Consider the following 21,039-nt stretch of genomic DNA (forward strand, 5'->3'; position numbering starts at 1 on the left):
ATCCGTCACCGTCAGGGAGGTTGGCTGCGCGGACAGGACATCTGCTCGTTCTGATATCGCCAGTTGAAGATTGAAATCCTATTTTTAATCACAAAATAAAAAAGCTCGAAAAAACCTCGCAAAGTTCATGGGGAAGCTTGTTTCCATTGGCCATTGATCGGCCCTCCGAGGGTGGCGCCGAAGCGCTCCACATCTGCCGTCTGTCGGACATAAAGGCGACCCCGCCGACCGCCCGAAAACTGGAGCAGATCGCAAACCCTTCGGGATGCCCGTGACTTAGCCCAACAATCCACAGGCAGAACACAAGCTACTCAGTCCGCTCCCACAAGCTTGACCACAGAATGTAGGGGTTGACCCACCCGAAAACCACTAGATATTGTTGCGAGACGGTGACGCGGTGGGCTTGAGAAGGCGACAGAAAGCCACTCGATCAGGCCTGGGGCGTACCGGAACTCACACCGCGATTTCGAAGGACTCCGGAGGACTCGTCGCTGCCGTTCCCTGCTCGCAGGGTCGCAGCGATCCTCGAGGCCCTTGGAACTCGCGACGGCATTCGGGACCGCGAGAACCATCTCGCCGCCACGGGTGGCCACTTATCGAACTTGGAGGGGTCAAAAAAACATGAGTCTGCAACCCATCGAAACCGGCACCGGCAGCATCGAAACCCGGCGCGCCGCGTCCGCCTCCTCGTCAGCGTCCACCGCCGAACTCGCCGCCACGGCGCCGGGCGGCATCAAGGTGATCCGCCGCAACGGCAAGCTCACCAGCTTCGACGGCTCGAAGATCTCCATCGCGCTGACCAAGGCCTTCCTTGCTGTCGAAGGCGGCCAGGCTGCCGCCTCGTCGCGCGTGCGCCAGCTCGTCGCCGAACTCACCACGCAGGTCACCCAGGCGCTGACGCGCCACCTCAATGGCGGCGGCACGCTGCACATCGAGGACATCCAGGATCAGGTCGAGCTCGCGCTGATGCGCGCCGGCGAGCACAAGGTCGCCCGCGATTACGTTCTGTACCGCAACGAGCGCGCCAAGGAGCGCGCCGCCGAAGCCGCCAAGCAGACCCCCGCCCAGCGCGCCAAGGCTGCCCTCAACGTCAAGCTCGACGACGGCTCGGTCGTACCGCTCGACGAACCCCGCATGCACCGTCTCACCGCCGAGGCCTGCGCGGGCCTGACCGGTGTCGATGGCGAGGAAGTGGTGACCGCCGCCGTGCGTGACTTGTACGACGGCATTCCCGAGGCCGAGCTGAGCCAGGCGCTGACCCTCGCCGCCCGCGCCCGCATCGAGAAGGAGCCCAACTACACCTACGTGTCGGCGCGCCTGCTGCTCGACGCGATGCGCCACGAGGCGCTGAAGTTCCTCGGTGAGCCGCAGACGCGACCCACGTTCGAGGAAATGAAGGGCCTGTACGCCGACTACTTCCGCGACTTCATCCACAAGGCCGCCGAACTCGAGCTGGTCGACCCCAAGCTGTGCCTGTTCGACCTGCACACGCTGGGCGAAGCCCTGCTGCCGGACCGCGACGCCAAGTTCGACTACCTCGGCCTGCAGACGCTGTACGACCGCTACTTCATCCATTCGAACAAGGTCCGCTTCGAACTGCCGCAGGCCTTCTTCATGCGCGTGGCGATGGGCCTGGCCATGAACGAAGTGGAGCGCGAGGCGCGCGCCATCGAGTTCTACACGCTGCTCTCCTCGTTCGACTTCATGTCGAGCACGCCGACGCTGTTCAACAGCGGCACGCTGCGCCCGCAGCTGTCGAGCTGCTACCTCACGCAGGTGCCGGACGATCTGCACGGCATCTTCGGCGCCATCCACGACAACGCGATGCTGTCCAAGTTTGCCGGTGGCCTGGGCAACGACTGGACGCCGGTGCGCGGCATGGGTGCCTACATCAAGGGCACCAACGGCAAGTCCAACGGCGTCGTGCCGTTCCTGAAGGTGGCCAACGACACGGCCGTGGCCGTGAACCAGGGTGGCAAGCGCAAGGGCGCCCTGTGCGCGTACCTGGAGACCTGGCACCGCGACGTCGAGGAATTCCTCGACCTGCGCAAGAACACCGGTGACGACCGTCGCCGCACGCATGACATCGACACCGCCAACTGGGTGCCGGACCTGTTCATGAAGCGCGTCATGGAAGACGGCCCGTGGACGCTGTTCTCGCCCGAGGACACGGTCGACCTGCATGACCTGATGGGCGAAGCGTTCGAGAAGCGCTACAACGAATACGAGAAGCTGGCCGACGAAGGCCGCATCAAGAACTACAAGCGCGTCCAGGCGCTGGGCCTCTGGCGCAAGATGCTGTCGATGCTGTTCGAGACGGGCCATCCCTGGGTCACGTTCAAGGATCCGTGCAACGTTCGCAGCCCGCAGCAGCACGTCGGCGTGGTGCACAGCTCCAATCTCTGCACCGAGATCACGCTGAACACCAAGGCCGGCTCCGAAATCGCCGTGTGCAACCTGGGTTCGGTGAACCTGCCGGCGCACATCGTCGACGGCAAGCTCGACGAAGCGAAGCTCGAGAAGACCATCAACACCGCGCTGCGCATGCTCGACAACGTCATCGAGTACAACTACTACTCGGTGGCGACCGCGCGCAATTCCAACCTGCGCCACCGCCCGGTGGGCCTGGGTGTCATGGGCTTCCAGGATGCGCTGTACAAGCTGCGCCTGCCGTACGAGAGCGACGCCGCGATCAAGTTCGCCGACGAGTCGATGGAAGCGATCAGCTACTTCACGATCAAGGCCAGCTCCAACCTCTCCGAAGAGCGCGGCAGCTACACCACGTTCAAGGGCTCGCTGTGGGATCGCGGCATCCTGCCGATCGACTCCATCAAGCTGCTCTCCGACGCACGTGGCGCCCAGTACCTCAAGCAGGACGGCTCGCAGTCCGGTCGTTTCGACTGGAACACGCTGCGTGCCCGCGTGCAGACCGTGGGCATGCGCAACTCCAACTGCATGGCGATCGCGCCCACCGCGACCATCGCCAACATCACCGGCGTGTCGCAGTCGATCGAGCCGCAGTTCAGCAACCTGTACGTGAAGTCCAACCTGTCGGGCGAGTTCACGGTCATCAACGAGTACCTCGCCAACGACCTGAAGGCCCTGAACCTGTGGGACGAGGTGATGGCGCACGACCTCAAGTACTACGACGGCAGCGTGCAGAAGATCGACCGCGTGCCGCACGAGCTCAAGGAAATCTACAAGTGCGCGTTCGAGGTGGATTCCAAGCGCCTGATCGACGCGGGCTCGCGCCGTCAGAAGTGGATCGACCAGGCGCAGTCGCTGAACCTGTACATGGCGGCGCCGAGCGGTAAGAAGCTCGACGAGCTGTATCGCCACGCCTGGACCAGCGGCCTGAAGACCACGTACTACCTGCGCACGCTGGGCGCCTCGCACGCCGAGAAGACCACCATCACCGATGGCCGTCTGAACAAGGTGGGCAACGGCGACAGCGCGGGATCGTCCGCGGCAGCGGCGTCGGGCCCCATCACGATGCCGCGTGCGGCCACCGATGTGTCCGGCGCCAACGTCTGCTCGATCCTGGATCCGGGCTGCGAGGCCTGCCAATAGTTTCAGGGAGACCTTCGGCAGCCTGACTCATTCAAGAACCGAAGACTCAACCCAAACATCCGGACCGCGGCAACGCGGTCCAAGCTGAAAAGAAACGGAGTACCGACATGCTTTCCTGGGACGACGAACCCGCAACCCCTGCCCCGACCAAGGCCTCGCCGGCTGCCGCGCCTCGCGCGTCTGCCGCTGCGCCGCATCCTGCCGTCGTGATGGCCGCTTCACCCAGCGCCGCCCCGCAGCGCGCCCAAGCCGAGTCCACCAAGGTCGAAGCCGGCTTCACCGGCCTCGAGAACCTGGACATGGGCGCCCGCCGCATCCAGGTCGACGACAAGAAGATCATCAACTGCCGCGCCGACCTCAACCAGCTGGTGCCGTTCAAGTACCACTGGGCCTGGGAGAAGTACTTGGCTGCCTGCAACAACCACTGGATGCCGCAGGAAGTGGGCATGAGCGCGGACATCGCGCTGTGGAACGATCCGAACGGTCTGACGGAAGACGAGCGCACGATCATCAAGCGCTCCCTGGGCTTCTTCAGCACCGCCGATTCGCTGGTGGCCAACAACCTCGTGCTCGCGGTCTACAAGCACATCACGAATCCCGAATGCCGCCAGTACATCCTGCGCCAGGCGTTCGAGGAAGCGATCCACACGCACGCCTACCAGTACATCATCCAGAGCCTCGGCCTCGACGAAGCCGAAGTCTTCAACATGTACCGCGAAGTGCCGAGCATCCACGACAAGGCCGCGTGGAGCCTGCCGTACACGCAGAGCCTCGCCGACGAGAGCTTCCACACCGGCACGCCGGAAGCCGATCAGCGCCTGCTGCGCGACATGATCGCCTTCTACGTCGTGTTCGAAGGCATCTTCTTCTACGTGGGCTTCGTGCAGCTGCTCAGCTTCGGCCGTCGCAACAAGATGGTCGGCGCCTCCGAGCAGATCCAGTACATCATGCGTGACGAAGCCATGCACATGAACTTCGGCATCGACGTGATCAACCAGATCAAGATCGAAAACCCGCATCTGTGGACCGCCGAGTTCCAGAAGCAGGCCGCCGACATGATCCACGAGGCCACCCAGCTCGAGATCCGCTACGCCCACGACACGATGCCGCGCGGCGTGTTGGGCCTGAATGCCGCGATGTTCACCGAGTACATGCAGTTCATCGCCAACCGCCGCTGCCAGCAGATCGGCATCAAGGCGATCTACCCCGGCGCCGACACCAACCCGTTCCCGTGGATGAGCGAGGTCATGGATCTGAAGAAGGAGAAGAACTTCTTCGAGACGCGCGTGACGGAGTATCAGACGGGTGGGGCGTTGAGCTGGGATTGACACCCGATATGTCGGAGCACCCAACAGCCGCCAAATTTGGCCCCAACAGGTGCCAAAAATATTCAGGTATTGCCAAAGCCCCCTCACGGGGGCTTTTTTACTGCGGGAGTCCGGCCTAACGAGCCGGAAATAGCCGATTTCCGCTGATGAAGCGACGGATGCACGCCCAGTTTTCGGCCCTTGTATTTCGCCAGCAAACCCCCATATGTGGTGGCTTCGGGGATAACCCATCGCAACTGCTGGGATTTCTTTTGGGGCCCAGCGGTCAGGGAGTTTCGGAAGATGGTCGCTGAAATCGCGTTCTTTCCGGTGGACAACGGAGACATGACGCTGCTGACGCTGGAAAACGGCAAACGCGTCCTGATCGACTGCAACATCCGCGACATCTCAGGCGACGATCCCCCGCCGGATGTACTGAAACAATTGAAGGCACGGCTAAAGACCGACGACCAAGGGCGCCACTACGTCGACGCCTTCCTGCTCAGTCATCCTGATCAAGACCATTGCCGCGGGTTCAAGGCGCACTTTTACACCGGATCGGCTGCGGGCTATCCCGCCAAGAGCGCGAAGATCCTGATCAAGGAGCTGTGGTCCTCGCCGATGATTTTTCGTCGTAAGTCGCGGCACCACGTCCTATGCGAGGACGCGCAGGCGTTCAACGCCGAGGCGCGACGTCGCGTGCAGCGCTACCGTCAAGCTGGTATCTCCTGGGGCGATGGGGACCGCATTCAGATCCTCGGCGAGGACGAATCCCCCGAGAAGCAGGCAGACCTCGCCGCGATCGTTGTGAAGGCAGACACGCGCTTCTCTGAGATCGGCGGGCAGCTGCAGACCAACTTCTCAGCCTACCTATTGGCCCCGCAGCCCAAGGGTTCCGAGGAGGACGAGGAGCGCCGCTCCAAAAATAACTCCAGCGTCATCGTGCAGGTCACGATCGGTGCAGGCTGGAACACTCAGGCGTGCCGATTCCTGTGCGGAGGCGATGCCGAAGTTGCGATCTGGGAAGACCTTTGGAAGCGCAACCGCCATGCGCCTGACGCGCTGCAGTACGACGTGCTGCTGAGCCCGCACCACTGCTCGTGGCACTGCCTGTCATACGACAGCATTTCGGACTGCGGTGACAACGCGCAGGTGTCGCCGGACGCAAAGTCGGCGCTCTCGCAGATTCGCGACTTCGGCCGCATCGTGGCCAGTGCCAAGCAGATCCTCGACGACGACGACGACCCGCCCAGCTATCGCGCCAAGCAAGAGTACGACGCAATCCGAAAATCCAAGAGCGGTCACTTCTATCAGACGGCCGATTTCAAGGGCGAGCCGTTCGAGCTCGAGATCACGCAGGAAGGCCCTTCGCCAAAGGAGGTGGCGGGACGGACCTCGACCGCGGGCAGCAGCGCCGTCGGTAGCGTGCCCTTGGTGCACGGCCGCCGGTAGCGGCTCTCATGCGCGTCAGCGCCCTTCTGCGAGCGCTGGAGACAATCGAACGCCACGCCGAGTTCGTGCGTTGGCGCGCGCCCCTCGCAACGAGTGTCGACGAACCCGAGGTGGTCTTCGACCTCGGCGTTGACTTGCGGCCACAGTGGGCGGCCGACGGTACCAGTCCGACCGGAGTTCGCCCGGTCGAGGCGATCACGGTGCAATTCCCGGTCGATTACCCCAACTCGCCGCCGGTTTTCCGGCTGCGCGCCGACTTTCCGCGTCACCTTCCTCACATTCAGCCGGACCCACTATCGTTGGCGCCGAGACCGTGTCTGGTTCACGGTTCCGAAACCAATCTGTTCCGACGGGGAGGCATCGAAGCGATGCTCGCGCAGCTTGTGTACTGGCTGCATGCTGCTGCACACGACCGACTTAATGACGACCCCACGGTTTGGCAACCGGCCCGCCGTGACCTCGTGCACGACCAGGTTGTGCTCGACCTGGACCAAGCCCGTGAGCTGCCGAAGGGCCGACATACCTTCGCCTATCAATCAGCGACCTATACCTCGCTGAATAAAAAGGGATTACCGCGTCTTCATCGCGTGTTGCTGGGGCCGGAGTCAGTGCAACTGACACCCAAGTTCTGGAATGGACTGAAGCACGCTGAGCTCGGACCGGCGATGCACCAGGGGTCATCGTTGGCCGTCATTCTCCGACCCGCTCCTCTTCCGGCCAACGCCGCGTTCGTTGCGGATCGCTACCAACCCGACGCCGTTCACGACATCGCCTCGTTGCGTGTATCGCTCACCGATTGGCGCTGCAACGAAGCCTTCGACAGTTTCCTGGCTGCGCTGAACAAGGAACTGCCTCAGCTCGAAATCAACGCCTCCTACCCCATTCCGATCGCGTTGCTAGTCCATGTGCCACGTCCCCGGACCGTAGCAGGCACGACGGCCACAACCGAGACGATGGCCTATGTAATCGAACTCCCGAAGGGAAAAGGCCACGTGCTGGCGCCGAACACGCCCGTGCGCTTGGCTGCTGTGCTCGAGCAGACGGGGCCGAAACTGCTGCAACGGTTCAATCAGCAGGATCCGGCACGCGCCACGCGAGGTTGGGTTGCGGTGGGTAGCGGGAGCCTGGGCTCGAAGATCGCGATCCTTGCGGCGCACCAAGGTCGCGCCCCCCGGTTTGTCGTGGATCCTGAGCTTCAGGATCCGCACAACTACGCGCGGCATGCACTGCGGCCCATGAGTCCCGAGGCACCGAACTCATTGATGGTGGCCAAAGTGACGGCGGTGTCCCATGAGATCGCGTGCCTCCAGCAACCCTGCGAACCGTGGATGTCGAGTGTCGAACTCGCCTTTAGCGATCCGGCGCGTCTGGCGAAGGTCCACACGCTCGCGAACTGGCTGCTGTTGAATACGACGGCATCGGTGATGGTGCGCAACTTCCTCACCCGCGAGGCTCACACGCTCCACCTGCCACGCTGCGCCGAAGGGGCGCTGTTCGGCGCCGGCCGTGTGGGCTACCTCGCACTAGCCGGCCCGGACCACAACCCAAACCCGACTGAACTTTTCGCGCTCGCGCTCCAACGTTTCGGTGAACGCCCATCGATCGCCGAAGCTGCGCTCTCGCCATCAGCGCAACTCGACACGATTCACACCGGGTTGGGCTGCAGTTCAGAAACCATGTTGGTGAGCGATGCGGCTATCACACAGCACGCGGCGTCGATGACCACCGCGTTGATGCGGCTGCACGAAGGCGACCTTCCGCCCACCGGCACCCTTTGGATCGGCGAGCAGTCGGACGACAGCATGAGCCTGACTTGGACCAACGAACCTGTCGCACCCTTTATCCGGGTGCCAGTCGAAGTCCCGCCGGGCGGCGATAGTTGGATGCTGCACATTTCATCGGAAGTGCACGCTCGGATTGAGTCAGACGTTCGTGCCCACCCCACCACCGAAACCGGCGGAATCTTGTGGGGCTGCGTCAATGAAGCCCTGGGCGCCATCCTTGTGGTCGACGTGCTGGACGCGCCGCCAGATAGCGAGCGCAGCGTCGCCTCGTTCGTGCTCCGTACTGAGGGCGCCAAGCAAGCACAACAGGAGAGATTCAAGCGTACCCACGGTGCGCTGTACTGCGTAGGGACTTGGCACAGTCATCTCGTCCCTTCGGGCCCGTCCGAACAGGATCGCGAGGTCGCTCGAAAAATAGCCGAGGGCGGCCTCCATGCCAATGCATTGTTGATCTGGACACCGGCTGGCTACCGCGCGCTTATCGCTGATGCGATGGCAGACCCTTCCCTGCTTCCAACCTAATCGGAGCTACACGCGATGGACGCCGCTCTGAAGCTAATCAATCCCTACGAGATTCGCGCGCGGACTCTACCGGGCATGCTGCTTGTCGCGCCGCTGATTCTGCTCGCTGTGGGGCTCGTTCCCACACCACACTCATTTTCGGCGTTACCGGTCGTAGCCGTCTGCTGGCTCGTTGTGGGCTATGGCGTCGGACAATGGATGCGGGATCGCGCAGAGCCGAAGCAGGCGGGCCTGTTCGCCGCTTGGGGCGGTGCGCCTACCACGCAATTTCTGCGCTGGTCTCATCCTCGCTTTTTGGAGAAGGAAAAGCTGCACGCCCGAAACAGCGTGCTACGACTCGGCGACTATCAGTGGCTCGATGTCCAACAGACCGCTGCAGACCCGATCGCTGCCGACGAGCACCTTCAAGTGCTGGTGAGCGCAATTCTTGCGGACGCCCGGCACCATCCGGAACGATACGAGCGCATGGATCGAGCAAACGCCCACTACGGATTCCAGCGCAACTGCTTTTATACCCGTGATACAGCGTCACTGATCGCGGTGCTGGTGGCAGTCGCCAGCGGTGTCGGGGCTACGCTGCGCGACCTTGGGTTGTCCTGGCCGACATTGATGTGCGTCTCTGGAGCGTCATTAACGCTCCTTTTGTATTGGCGCTTTGCGGTGACAATGGAGGCCCTACGGACGAGCGCCGATTCGTTCGCCGTCGAGCTTTTCCGCCACATTCCTGCATTCGTCGACTACAGAAAAGTCACGATCGCATCCTGAGCACAAAGGACAGGAACGACTTGTTGGTTCAGCAATGAAATGCTCTCCCGTGCTTACCGGTCTCTGAGTCGTACGGGCGGAGATGACCGCCGACGGCTTCTGCGACGACAGCCCGTCGACTTAATATTCATTCAGTATCATCTTTGGTCATCCAACGCCGCTCATACACGCTGCCACGATGTCAGTAACCCTCTTTTCTCGTAACGCCAGTTCCGGCGGCCAGATCTGTGGATCGATTCGAGAGGCCGCACGTCAAGCCCTGCTGGCACTTACCGAAGGCTGGGACGATCCAAGCCGAATCGTTGACGATCAGGGTGTCACCGTGTGGTCGTCAGATGATCCCAGAGCCGATCTGAAGCTCGAAGCGCTGGCGGAAGAGAGCACGTGATGTGGTCTGCGGCCGGCATCGGATCCGCAGCGCACTAAAGCTGACCTCTATCGCAATTCCGAATGACCGCCCCGAAGTCCTCTTCTCCCAAGGAACATCACTTCGTCCCCAAGTTCTATCTCCGTCGCTTTTCGAAGAACGGCAAGCAGATTCACGCATTCAACTTCGACCGTGGCCGGGTCATCCCGAATGCCAGCATCAAGGGGCAATGTTCTCGCCGAAATTTCCATGGATTCGCGCCCGGAATCGAGGAAGAACTTAGCAAGCTCGAAGAGACCACCTCGCGCATCATTCGGAAGGTTTGCGAGGACGTCGCCTTGCCGCCGCAAGGAAGCGATGATCGGTTGACCCTGCTCACGTTCCTGGTGTTCCAGAAGCTACGGACCGGCAGATCGGCGTCCGTTAGTCGAATGCTCAGTGATTACTACGACACCTTGGTCCATGGCAGTAACCCGCCGGATCCAGAGACCGCGGCCGAACTCGCGATAATGCGTCAATACCCCGTCGCAATACCGCTTTCGGTCGCGCCGGACATGGTACCGGTGGCTGCCAGACTGCAGATGCAACTGCTACTGAACAAGACTCGACGCCCGTTCTTGAGCGAATTCTCTACGGCGGATGGAACGATTTGGATGACGGCTAAGAGCCGCAAACATGGCTGAGACCGATTATTGCTGCCGAACGATCTCGAGCTTCTCCTCTATCTAGTCGATGGAGGCGCCACTGATGGACCACGATGACGGGTCCACAAGGGTGTTCGGACATTCTCCCGCATCGGCTGGCTGTCTGTCGTCGCCGATTACGTTCGAGGACTGGATACCATGAGCGAAGTGATCGTGAACCTGTGGGCCATTTATGACGCCGGGTCAAGAGTCGTTTACGCATTGGCGGGGCGGTGCTACGAGATGGAGGGGACTGAGCCGCAGAAGCTCGCCCTGCTCAAAGCCCTTTCTAGGCATGATCATCGGAATGCGAAGCGATACCCAGTCCCGAAGAGATTCGCTATCCACTACGGCGATGGAGTGCGAAAGGAAGGGGTGACGTATCTCAATGCGATCAGCGATCCGAACGTCAATTTGTTTGAGGAGGTAACAGGCTTAGGAGAAAAGCGGATCAGGGAGCAACTAGCGCCGAAGCTATTGCTCGAGTGAGCCAGCCCGTAGGCTGGGATGAAGTAGAGCAAATCCCAACGGACTCTTGTCGAATATGTGCCGGATTTCGCTTCGCTCCAACCCAGCTTACCGAGCTACCGAGTTCGATGTCGTGTGAGGTGACGAAGATCACCGGATGTTGCGCATATCATTCCGCGCCGCTTCCTCTTCCCCGTCGCCAAGGAAACCCATGATTCGCCGTCTGATCGCCATGATGCTCCTGCTCCCCTTCTTCACCGTGCACGCGGCCAAGCTGGATGCCAAGCCCGGCCTTTGGAAGATGACCCAGGACGATGAGGACGAAGACTTCCAATGCATCACGGCGAAGGAACTGGCCGATAGCTCGAGCTGGGTCCAGAAAGCCCGGAAGGACATGAGCGCCGGCTGCACGATGAGCAATCTGAAGGAGAGCACTCGTCAGATCAGCTTCAGCACGTCGTGCAACTCACCGACGAACAAGGGCAGCGGGTCCATGCAGATCGCTTTCGAAAGCCCGACGAAATCCGAGTTCCGCTACAACTTCAAGGGATCGACCGTTGCGGGCGCTCAGACGATCCCGGTCGTCTTCGATATCGTTCAGCGCGGCGAATGGGTATCGGCGGATTGTGGCGAGCATGTTGGCGACGAGGCCGAGAACGAATAGCCCGTAGCCCGTAGGCTGGGATGAAGCGGAGCGAATCCCGGCGGGCTTTGCCGAACGAATACATGCTGGGTTTCGCTTCGCTCCAACCCAGCCTACCGAGCTTCGCGCCACAGTCGCCTACGCGATCCGGATGATCCGCCGCACCGGGATTCCACCTAGCCTGCTCCGAACCCCTGACCGGAGCCGCCATGCCCACCCTCGCCGAATCCCGCGCCGCCGCGCTGCAATCCGCGTTCGTCGAGGCCGCGCGCCGCAACGAATGGAGCTGGATCGCCGACGCGTTCTACGCCGACGACTGCCAGTACCTGTGCGAGTACGGCGGCACGATGCGCGTCATGGCGACGAGCCGCGATCAGATCAAGGCGACGCATTACGGCAGCGAGATGCGGGTCGGCTGGGAGGGCTGGTCGTTTCCGATCGAGCGCTACTGCACCGCCGGTGACCGCATCATCACGCACTGGTGGAACCGCGGGCCGGGCCGGCGCGCCGACGGCAGCTACTTCCAGACACCGGGCGTGTCGTTCATCACGATCCGTGAAGACGGAAAGTTCGTCGATCAGCTCGACCTGTTCGACATGGCACACCAGATACACCTGTGCGATGAACTCGAAGACGCCGGCTTGTTGTCCGCCCAACTCAAGGAGAACTGGGTGCAGCCGATGAAGGCCAAGCTGATCGCCATGCTGAGCCGTCGGCCTGCGTAGCCCGTAGGCTGGGATGAAGCAAAGCGAATCCCAGCGGGCTCTCTGCCAAAAACAGGCTGGGTTTCGCTTCGCTCCAATCCCGCCTACCGAGTTTCTCGACACACCCGCGCATCCCACGCGCCTACCAGCTTTCCCGAAACGGCCTGATCTCGACGTTGAACGACCACGCCGATCGATCCTGATGGGCGACGTGCCACAGCTCGTCAGCGATCGCCACGGGCTTGATGAAGAAATCGTCCGACTCCTTTGCGAAGAACCGGCGCGTCCACGGAACATCGATCACGGCGTCGATGACCACGTAGCTCACATGAACGCCCTTGGGACCCAGGTGCCGCGCCATCGATTCAGACAGGACCCGCTGCGCGGCCTTGGTCGGCGCGAAGGCAGAGAAGCCCGCCTTGCCGCGCAGCGCGGAGGTGTTGCCGGTGACCAGGATCGCCCCTCGCCCTGCCTCGATCATCGCGGGTGCGAGTCGTCGCGACAGGTGAAGCAGCGCCATCGTGTTCACCTTGAAGTTGTACTCCAGGGAAGCCGGCTCGATCTCGAGGAAATTCCCCATCACGCCGTCGATGGATTCACTGCCCGACACGCCACCGACCGCGTTGTGGATCAGCACTTCGGGGGCGCCCATCTCCTCCGTCACCTGGGTCACGGCAGCATCCACGGCGGCGGCGTCGCCGACGTCGCAGACGAACGCCCGGGATCCTGGCAGCTCCGCTTCCAGCTCCTTCAAGCGCGCAGCACCTCGCGCGAACATCGCGACGCGATAGCCGCCCGCGGTGAACCGACGCGCGGCGGCGGCGCCGGTTCCAGGTCCCACGCCGGTGATCAGGACGACCGGTTGGACGGCCATGGCAATTCTCCTTGTCGTGGATGATCTGTGCAGGCGATCGGCGCGTTATCCCAGGGCGTAGACGTCGTAGGTCACGACGTTCTCGCGCAACTTCCCTTCGCCGATTCCGACGAACTGGGTGCGGTTGACCCACTCGTACTTCGGGTGCGCGGTGCGCATGCGCGGAGCGGTCCTGATCGTGGCACGTTCGGGGAGCTCGCCGCGCAGGACGGCTGCATGTCCGTCTGGCCCAAGATCGAGGACGCCGTTGTAGACGACATCGATCAGGGCGCCGTCTCCGGTTTCGATCGTGGCGCGAACGTCCAGAACGGCGACACCGTCCGCACGCACGGTGAGCCAGTCACCGCCGACGGGACGCAACTTCCCCTGGATCCTGGAACCGCGAACCTCTCCACCAGTGATGTAGTAGTTGACGCGGATGTCGCTCGGAAGCGGCCCGATGATCTCCAGCGTCAGCGCCGCGTCGTACGTTCCCACGTACTCCATCGAATAATCGAACACTCTGGATCTTCTCCTGGGTTGTGCTGCGCTCGGATGCGCAGAATTTGTTTTCTTGCTTGGATGCTGGGCTACGCCGCGGGCTCGAGCGCACGAAGGTAGGGACCGAAGTCCGGCGCGAACGCCTCATGCCCCACCAAGCTGTCGACATGGGCGAAGACTTCGGGAAAGACCTCGCGGGCACTGCGTCCCGCGATCGCTTCCAGGCCGTGCTGTTCGAGCAGGGCCAGGTGCCGGGCTTCGGTGAACAGCAGCCCCATCTCTCCCATGAACGAAATGTCGGCGAGCGTCAGCTCCGGGCCGGCCAGGTAGGCCTTCGTGCCCGTGAGCGCGCTTTGCAGCGCGGTGAAGAACGCATGGAAGGCGCTGGACATCGCCCGGTGGCTCTCCGCGCTGACCTGTCCGGCTCTCAGCCCCAGGATGTAGACCTGCACGTCGCGCCCGAACAGCAGCGTCGCATCCAGGAAGCCGTCGACGCGCGATTCCAGGTACGCGTCCGCTCCGTACAGGTCGCGACGACGCCGGCCGAGGCGTGCCACGGCGCGCATGATGCTGTTCGACTCACTGATGCCGACCGCGCCATCGGGACTGAACGCCGCGGGGACAGTTCCAAACGGATGGGCGGCCAGGAAGGCATCGGTCTTGAACAGCGGCGTGGTGAATCCGGTGCGGGACGCGCGGATCGCATGCGCGTACTGCGCCCGCCCTGATGCGTCTAGCGGCTTCGCGTCGAAGTCCCACAGCCAGGCGGGGAGTTCGGTGCCCGCGGCGCCCCGTATTTCCAGCTCCACGCTGGTAAGACGCGCGGCGACGGTGGCCTTGAAGATCCGGGGATTCGGCAGGTACGAAAAAATGCGGAGCGCGGCGGTCATTGAGCGGTTTCTCACAGTGATGCATCGGCTGCGGTTCGCGGACCGACGCGAGTCGGACCGCGCGGGAATTCAACGCGAGCGAACAGGCTCTCTTCGAGCGCTTCGCCGCGATGGACGGGGCACGAGACGCCGGGCATTGCAGGGGCGGCCATCGCACGCCGCCGGAAGACACGGGCTCAGGCGAAAATGCCGGAGCGCTGCGCTCGTTCCACGACGAAATCCAGGCGGTCGTTGCCGAAGAACATGTCGTCCCCGACGAAGAAGGTCGGGACGCCGAATACCCCTCGCGCGGCGGCTCGCTGGTTGCAGGCCTCCAACTGTCCCGCAATGGCGTGATGCGCGGCCTGCTCCCAGATCTCGCGACCGCGCAGTCCCGCGTCATCCAATAGCGCGATGCGTCCGGCTGGCGTGACCACGTCACGCGGGCGTCCCCAGATCGCCTCCCAGACGGCCTGGTGATAGGCCTCGAAGCCGCCGTCACGCTGCGCAACCAGTGCGCCTGCAGCGAACAACTTCATGTCCAGCTTGCCGCTCATGATGGCGTCCCACCACTCCGCGTTGAGCGCGAACGGGACGTCGTATCGCTTCGCCCAGCGCCTGGTGTCCTCGAGCGCATACCCCATCTTCGGCGGACATTTCGGGCTGGGCTGATTGCCCACGATCGCCATGACCTCGAGGATCGAGATGGTCCGGTACTCGATCGGCAGCCCGCTTCGGCTGAGCTGCGTGTTGACCAGGTATCCGTACGGGCTGATGTAGTCGTAGTAGAACTCGACGCTCTCCATCTTCTCTCTCCTCGAGGTGATTCGGTCCGTCGTGCGGACTTCGATGCGGCACTCTTGTACCGTTTGGTACAAGCGGAGCGAAACGTATACCGCTCGGTACACGAGGTCAAGCCGATGTGCCACACTGCGTCGTGTCCACCGCTTCCTGAACCCGATGGCCCGAAAGATTTCGCGAGAGAGTTCGCTGGATCACGCGTTGACCCTGTTCTGGGATAACGGATTCCGTGGAACGTCGATGGACATGCTCACCGCGGCACTGGGCGTCGAGAAGCCGAGCATCTATTCCAACTTCGGCAGCAAGAAGGGCCTCTATCTCGAGGCGCTCGAGAGTTATCACGTGATGCTGAGATCGCGCATCGCCTCGGGACTTCAGAGCGACGTGAGCGCTCGCGACGGACTGGACCGGGTGATGAACGAGCTGATGGCGCCGAGCAACGCGGCGATCCGTCGCGGATGCCTGGCGACCAACTCGGCATTGGAGATCGCGGACCTCGATCCCGAGATCCGGTCCCGCATCAAGGAAACCTTCGACGACTTGCTGGGACTCTTCACACAGGCCATTCGTCGAGGCCAGCAGGACGGAAGCATTCGCGACGACCGGCCCGCCGGCGCGCTCGCACAGTTCCTGTTGTCCTGCTTCGGCGGAGTCCGGGTGCTGGAGAAGACCGGTGTCGACGCGCCGCATTGGTCGGAGGCAGCACGCCTCGCGCTGTCCGTGCTGGACGCACCGGCGGCACCGCGAAGCGGAAAGTCAGGACCCGCCTCGAAGGCCAAGGCGGCTCCCCGTCGCAAGCCCAAAGCGCTCCGCGCTTAGCTGAACTCGCGGTGATGCGCGCTAGACCGACGGCTGCTGCAGCGAGGCACCGTGCGACAGACGGGCGCTGTCAGCGACCTCCGCGTCGTGGCTCGTCGCAGCGGCCGGACGGATCCCGTACCAAATCGCGTAGAGCGCGGGCAGGAAGATCAGCGTGAGGATCGTGCCGCCAATCGTGCCGCCGATCAGCGTGAATGCCAGCGAGCCCCAGAACGTCGACAAGGTCAGCGGCACGAAGGCGAGGACCGCCGCCACCGCCGTGAGAATCACCGGCCGGGCACGCCGGACCGTTGCTTCGACGACCGCATCGAACGTGGTCTGCCCGGCCTTTTCGTTCGCCTGGATCTGCCCGATCAGGATCAGCGTGTTGCGCATGATGATGCCCGCGAGCCCGATGATTCCCAGGATCGAATTGAATCCGAACGGCTGATCGAACAGCAACAAGGTCGGCGCTACGCCCACGACCGCCAGAGGCGCAGTGAGCAGGACGATCGTCATGGCCGACAGCGAACGCACCTGGAAGATGATCACGAGCATCATCAGGATGAACATCACCGGGAAGATCGCGGCGAGCGCGGCGTTGGCCTTGCCTGCCTCTTCCAGCGCCGCCGCCGTCTCGATCCGGTAACCAGAAGGCAGACTCGCCACGATCGGCTTAATGGCCGCGATGATCTGCAGCGAGATCTGCGGCGGCTGGAATTCCTCGCCGATGTCGCCGCGAACCGTGATCGTCGTCGTCCGGTCGCGGCGCCGCAGGATCGGATCCTCCATCCGGATCTCGACCTTGCCGATCTGCTCGAGCGGAACCCGCTGCCCACTCGCCGTGATCAGGCTGAAATCTCCGATGCGAGCCGGATCGAGGCGGTCGGTTCCCGAACTACGAGCGATGACTTCGACCGATCGAATGTCTTCGCGTACCTGCGTCACCGGCACACCCGTCAGCAGGAATTGAAGCTGCTCGGAGGCGTCGGATGAACTCAGTCCGATGGCACGCAGCCGATCCTGGTCCAGGACGAAATGCATCGTCGGCACGCGTTCCGACCAGTCCGTGTTGACCTGTCGCATCGCCGCGTTCTGCAACATGACCTGCCGCACCTGCGCTGCGATGTCGCGGACCTTCGAGGCGTCGGGCCCCATCACACGGAACGCCACGGGAAACGGCGAGTACGGTCCGAAGACGATCTGCGTCGCCCGGATGCGGGCTTCCGGAACCAGTCCGTCGGCAGCCGCGCGGCGAACCTTGCGCTTCAGACTCTCGCGCGCCGCCTGATCCGGCGTCAGCACGACGATCTTGGCGAAGGATGGATCCGGGAGTTCGGGCGAAATCGCGAGGTAGAAGCGTGGCGCGCCCTGACCGATATAGCTGGTCACGATCTCCGCTTCGGATTGTTGTCTCAACCAGGCTTCCACTTTGCCTGCCGCAAGACTGGTCGCCTCGATGCTCGTGCCTTCGGGCATCTGCACTTCCACGAACACTTCGGGGCGATCGGAAATCGGAAAGAACTGCGGCTTGACGAAACCCAGCAGGAAGATCGCGACGAACAACGACGCGACCACCGCACCCGCGACGATGTACTTGTGGCGGATCGTCGCCACGACCCACTTGCGTACGCGGCGATACGCCGGCGTTCCATAGATCGCGTCGTGTCCGCCCGCGATCGGCTTGATCACCGGCAGCAGCTTCACGCCGAGGTAGGGCGTGAACACCGCGCCGACGAGCCACGATGTCAGCAACGCGAAGCCGACCACCCAGAAGATGTTGCCGGCGTATTCACCAGCGCCCGACTTGGCGAAGCCCACCGGCATGAGGCCGATCGTCGTCACCAGCGCACCGGCAAGCGTCGGTGCCGCCGTGGTGACCCAGGCCTGCCCCGACGCCGCGATCCGGTCGTAGCCCTCTTCCATCCGCACCACCATCGTCTCGATGACGATGATGGCGTCGTCCACGAGCAGGCCGAGCGCCAGGATCAACGCTCCCAGCGAGATGCGATCGAAGTCACGTCCGGTCAGCAGCATGATCAGGAACACACCGCCGAGCGTCAGCGGCACGGCAGCAGCCACGACGATACCGACGCGCCATCCCATGCTGACGAGGCAGACCGCGACGACGACGACCAGGGCGACGAAGAACTTGAGCATGAACTCGTCGTAGGACTCGCGGATGTTGACCGACTGATCCGAGACCTTCGTCAACGACAATCCCAATGGCATCTCGTGCGCGAGCGTCGCCATTTCCTGTTCCAGCGCGGCGCCCAGATGCAGTCCGTTGTAGCGCTCCTTCATCACCACGCCGAGCAGCACGGCCGGCTCGCCCTGGTTGCGGATCAGGAAGGTCGCCGGATCCTCGTAGCCCCGGCTGACCTGCGCGACATCCGAGAGCAGCAAGGTGCGCCCCTTCGAGACGATCGGCGTATCGAGGATCTTCTGCAGATCGCTGAACGCGCCATCGAGCCGGATCTGCACACTGGGACCATGCGTGTCGATGGATCCCGCCGGGCTCACGAGGTTCTGGCTGTTGAGCGCAGCGAAGATGTCGCGAGGCGACACGCCGAGCGTCGCGAGTCGCGCGTCGTCGAACTCGACGAAGATCCGCTCCGGCCGTTCGCCGATGATGTTGACCTTCTTGACCCCCGGCACGTGCAGCAGGCGCTGGCGCAGCGTCTCCGCCTGGCGAACCAGCGCGCGGTGCGGTTCATCCTTGGCCTTGAGCGCGTAGAGCGCGAACGTGACGTCTGCGTACTCGTCGTTGATCAACGGCCCGACGACGCCGCGCGGCAGTTTCAACGCCTCGTCACCCAGCTTCTTGCGCGCCTGATAGAACTCTTCCTGCACGGCGGAAGGCGGCGTCGAGTCCTTCAGCGTGACGGACGTGAACGCGAGCCCCGGTCGCGTGAAAGTCTCGACGCGGTCGTACCACTTGAGCTCCTGCATCCGCTTCTCGAGCGGCTCGGCGACCTGATCCTGCATCTCGGCCGCGGTGGCACCGGGCCATGCCGACACCACGGTGAGGGTCTTGATCGTGAAGCTGGGATCTTCCGCGCGACCCAGGTTCACGAAGGCGAACAGTCCCGCGACGGTGATCGCGGCGATGAGAAAGACCGTGACCGCCCGTTCGCGAACGGCCAGGGCCGACAGGTTGAAGCCGTTCACTGGGCAACCGCCACGGCTTCCGCGTCGAGGCGGACCCGGTCGTTCGGATGCAGCAGGTGCGCGCCCAGGGTCACGAAGCGATCGCCCGGTGACAGTCCGGAAGAAAGCAGTGCTGTCTCCTGTCCCAGGCTGGCGATCTTCACGGCGCGCCACGTCACCGACGGCTCGGCGCCCGTCACGACCCAGACACCCGGTCCGTCTCCGCCGTCGTGGATCGCACTCAGCGGGACCCGTGCCGCGGCCACCGGATGCACATCGGGAATGCTGATCCGCACCGTCGTGCCGAGGGGTGCTTTCGCCGCCCCGCCCTCCAGCACGTACCGGGCTTCAAACGTCCGGGTCGCCGGATCGGCCGACTCCGACAACTGCCTGAGGCGCGCGGACGCGCTCGACGCCGCGTCTCCGTACAGCGTGGCCTTCGCGCCGGATCCGATCGCAGGCCTCAGCGTCTCGGGAAGATTGACGACGGCCTCGCGCGGGCCCGAGTGAGCGAGCCGCACCACCGTCTGCCCTGCGGCGACGACTTGCCCGGGCTCTGCCAGTGTCTCGACGACGACGCCATCGGCATCAGCCAGCAGCACCGAATAGTTGGCCTCGTTCTTCGCAACATCGATCTCGGCCTGCGCCGCGGCGAGTTGCGCGGCCGCCGCCAGCGCCGTGGCCTTGATCTGGTCGTAGGTCGATGCCGCTACCGCGCCTTCCTGCACGAGGCCTCGGTAACGCTGCTCCTCTGCCGCGGATTGCTCGGCCCGGGCGCGAGCGGCGTCGCGTTGCGCACCTTGCGCGGCGGTCGCCAGCGCGTAATCCGTGCGGTCGATCCGCAGCAGCGGCTGGCCCTTCTTCACCGACACGCCGGTATCGATCAGGCGCTCGACGATCTTGCCCGGAACGCGGAATCCCAGGTCGCTCTGAACGCGCGCCGACACCACGCCGGTGAAGGCCCGCTCCGCGAATGGCGCAGCTCCGACCTGGGCCGTGCGAACCAGCGGCACGGACAGCCGGGCGTCGACATCCTCGTCCTTGCAGGCCACGAGCAGGGACGCTGAGACCAGGGCCATCAACACGAAGGAAAAGCGGCGCACGTCGAAGTCCGGCAGGAAGTGTCCGCGGACTATTGAATACGAATGACCAATTTGTCAATTGGTCACTACTGTGCGTGTTACGGAGCCAGACTCCGCAGGATCAGCCGGATCACCTCGTTGGATTGCGTCGGAACGAGATCGAGGTTGTGCTGGAGATGCAGCGGATTGATGAAGGGCTGCATCGCCTGGACGATCGAGCGGCTGGTCTCGTCGAGTGCGGTCTTGCGCTCGAATTCTCCCTTCTTGCGGCCTTCGCTGACGATGTCGCTGACTCTTTGCAGCACGCGGTCCCAGTGATCGTTGGACGAGCGCCATTTCTCGAGGCAGGAATGGGCCGCGATGTCGTAGAGCTTGCGCTCCGAAAAGAAGAGCTTGGTGGACGATTCCACCATCGTTTCCAGCCCTTTTCGAAGTTTTTCGGTCGGCGTCCTGGCGCTCGCCACGACCTCAGCGAAACCCTGGTCGATCGCGCCCAGCGCCCCTCCGCAGATGACCTCGCCGATGGCCTGCTTCGACTCGAAGAACTTGTAGATGTAGGCCTTGGAGATGCCGATCGCCTCCGCGAGGTCCGAGACGGTCGTCTTCGCGTACCCGTACCGGATGAAGTGGGCTTTCGCGGCCGTGACGACCTGCTCGCGGATGGCGTGATCGGCCGGGCCGCGCTGGCCTGCTTCTGTTTCTGCGTTGGAGGAAATCATT

18 protein-coding genes are annotated in these 21,039 nt (G+C 63.2%); 11 read left to right on the forward strand and 7 right to left on the reverse strand.

The window, feature by feature from the left end:
• The first annotated feature begins 621 nt into the window (after positions 1–621).
• From DFR24_RS09635 to DFR24_RS09680, 10 genes are all read left to right on the forward strand, one after another.
• The gene (locus tag DFR24_RS09635; protein ID WP_133881048.1) at positions 622–3,570 is read left to right on the forward strand and encodes a ribonucleoside-diphosphate reductase subunit alpha; all 2,949 of its coding nucleotides are present in this window, start codon (positions 622–624) and stop codon (positions 3,568–3,570) included.
• A 29-nt stretch (positions 3,571–3,599) separates the two neighbouring features.
• The gene (locus DFR24_RS09640; RefSeq protein WP_407075118.1) at positions 3,600–4,898 is read left to right on the forward strand and encodes a ribonucleotide-diphosphate reductase subunit beta; all 1,299 of its coding nucleotides are present in this window, start codon (positions 3,600–3,602) and stop codon (positions 4,896–4,898) included.
• Positions 4,899–5,180: 282 nt separating this feature from the next.
• Positions 5,181–6,329, forward strand: a complete 1,149-nt coding sequence (locus tag DFR24_RS09645) for a ComEC/Rec2 family competence protein (RefSeq protein WP_133881050.1) — start codon at positions 5,181–5,183, stop codon at positions 6,327–6,329.
• An 8-nt stretch (positions 6,330–6,337) separates the two neighbouring features.
• Complete coding sequence (locus tag DFR24_RS09650) at positions 6,338–8,635, forward strand: Mov34/MPN/PAD-1 family protein (RefSeq protein ID WP_133881051.1); 2,298 nt, start codon at positions 6,338–6,340, stop codon at positions 8,633–8,635.
• A gap of 15 nt (positions 8,636–8,650) precedes the next feature.
• A complete protein-coding gene (locus DFR24_RS09655; RefSeq protein WP_133881052.1) occupies positions 8,651–9,400 on the forward strand; it encodes a hypothetical protein in 750 nt (249 codons plus the stop codon).
• Between the two features lie 178 nt (positions 9,401–9,578).
• Positions 9,579–9,788, forward strand: a complete 210-nt coding sequence (locus DFR24_RS09660) for a hypothetical protein (protein WP_133881053.1) — start codon at positions 9,579–9,581, stop codon at positions 9,786–9,788.
• 62 nt (positions 9,789–9,850) lie between these two features.
• Entirely contained in the window at positions 9,851–10,450 is a 600-nt protein-coding gene (locus tag DFR24_RS09665; RefSeq protein WP_133881054.1) for a DUF4238 domain-containing protein, read from the forward strand.
• Positions 10,451–10,609: 159 nt separating this feature from the next.
• Positions 10,610–10,939 carry a hypothetical protein gene (locus tag DFR24_RS09670; protein ID WP_133881055.1) on the forward strand — a complete coding sequence of 110 codons (330 nt, stop codon included), beginning with the start codon at positions 10,610–10,612 and terminating at the stop codon, positions 10,937–10,939.
• A gap of 190 nt (positions 10,940–11,129) precedes the next feature.
• On the forward strand, positions 11,130–11,582 hold the full coding sequence (locus DFR24_RS09675; RefSeq protein ID WP_162851126.1) for a DUF3617 domain-containing protein: 453 nt from the start codon (positions 11,130–11,132) through the stop codon (positions 11,580–11,582).
• A 188-nt stretch (positions 11,583–11,770) separates the two neighbouring features.
• Entirely contained in the window at positions 11,771–12,286 is a 516-nt protein-coding gene (locus DFR24_RS09680; protein WP_133881057.1) for a nuclear transport factor 2 family protein, read from the forward strand.
• Between the two features lie 121 nt (positions 12,287–12,407).
• Here the strand turns inward: DFR24_RS09680 and DFR24_RS09685 are convergent, their stop codons facing one another.
• The 4 genes from DFR24_RS09685 to DFR24_RS09700 form a co-directional block, all read right to left on the reverse strand.
• The gene (locus DFR24_RS09685; protein ID WP_133881058.1) at positions 12,408–13,139 is read right to left on the reverse strand and encodes an SDR family NAD(P)-dependent oxidoreductase; all 732 of its coding nucleotides are present in this window, start codon (positions 13,137–13,139) and stop codon (positions 12,408–12,410) included.
• 45 nt (positions 13,140–13,184) lie between these two features.
• Positions 13,185–13,640 carry a DUF3237 domain-containing protein gene (locus DFR24_RS09690; protein WP_133881059.1) on the reverse strand — a complete coding sequence of 152 codons (456 nt, stop codon included), beginning with the start codon at positions 13,638–13,640 and terminating at the stop codon, positions 13,185–13,187.
• A gap of 68 nt (positions 13,641–13,708) precedes the next feature.
• The gene (locus DFR24_RS09695) at positions 13,709–14,509 is read right to left on the reverse strand and encodes a glutathione S-transferase family protein (protein ID WP_133881060.1); all 801 of its coding nucleotides are present in this window, start codon (positions 14,507–14,509) and stop codon (positions 13,709–13,711) included.
• Between the two features lie 176 nt (positions 14,510–14,685).
• The gene (locus DFR24_RS09700) at positions 14,686–15,294 is read right to left on the reverse strand and encodes a 2-hydroxychromene-2-carboxylate isomerase (protein WP_133881061.1); all 609 of its coding nucleotides are present in this window, start codon (positions 15,292–15,294) and stop codon (positions 14,686–14,688) included.
• A 154-nt stretch (positions 15,295–15,448) separates the two neighbouring features.
• On the opposite strand from DFR24_RS09700, the gene DFR24_RS09705 reads away from it, so the two are divergent.
• Positions 15,449–16,108 (forward strand): TetR/AcrR family transcriptional regulator, encoded by a 660-nt coding sequence (locus DFR24_RS09705; protein ID WP_168710384.1) that lies wholly within the window; start codon positions 15,449–15,451, stop codon positions 16,106–16,108.
• A 21-nt stretch (positions 16,109–16,129) separates the two neighbouring features.
• Here DFR24_RS09705 and DFR24_RS09710 read toward each other — a convergent pair whose 3' ends face one another.
• From DFR24_RS09710 to DFR24_RS09720, 3 genes are all read right to left on the reverse strand, one after another.
• A complete protein-coding gene (locus DFR24_RS09710; RefSeq protein WP_133881063.1) occupies positions 16,130–19,258 on the reverse strand; it encodes an efflux RND transporter permease subunit in 3,129 nt (1,042 codons plus the stop codon).
• Positions 19,255–20,316 (reverse strand): efflux RND transporter periplasmic adaptor subunit, encoded by a 1,062-nt coding sequence (locus DFR24_RS09715; RefSeq protein WP_133881549.1) that lies wholly within the window; start codon positions 20,314–20,316, stop codon positions 19,255–19,257. Before DFR24_RS09715 ends, DFR24_RS09710 begins: the two co-directional genes overlap by 4 nt.
• Before the next feature lie 101 nt (positions 20,317–20,417).
• Positions 20,418–21,038 carry a TetR/AcrR family transcriptional regulator gene (locus tag DFR24_RS09720; protein ID WP_133881064.1) on the reverse strand — a complete coding sequence of 207 codons (621 nt, stop codon included), beginning with the start codon at positions 21,036–21,038 and terminating at the stop codon, positions 20,418–20,420.
• Position 21,039: the final 1 nt, after the last annotated feature.

The sequence above is a fragment of the Panacagrimonas perspica genome (assembly GCF_004364935.1).
In the GTDB taxonomy this organism is placed as follows: Bacteria; Pseudomonadota; Gammaproteobacteria; order Nevskiales; family Nevskiaceae; genus Panacagrimonas; species Panacagrimonas perspica.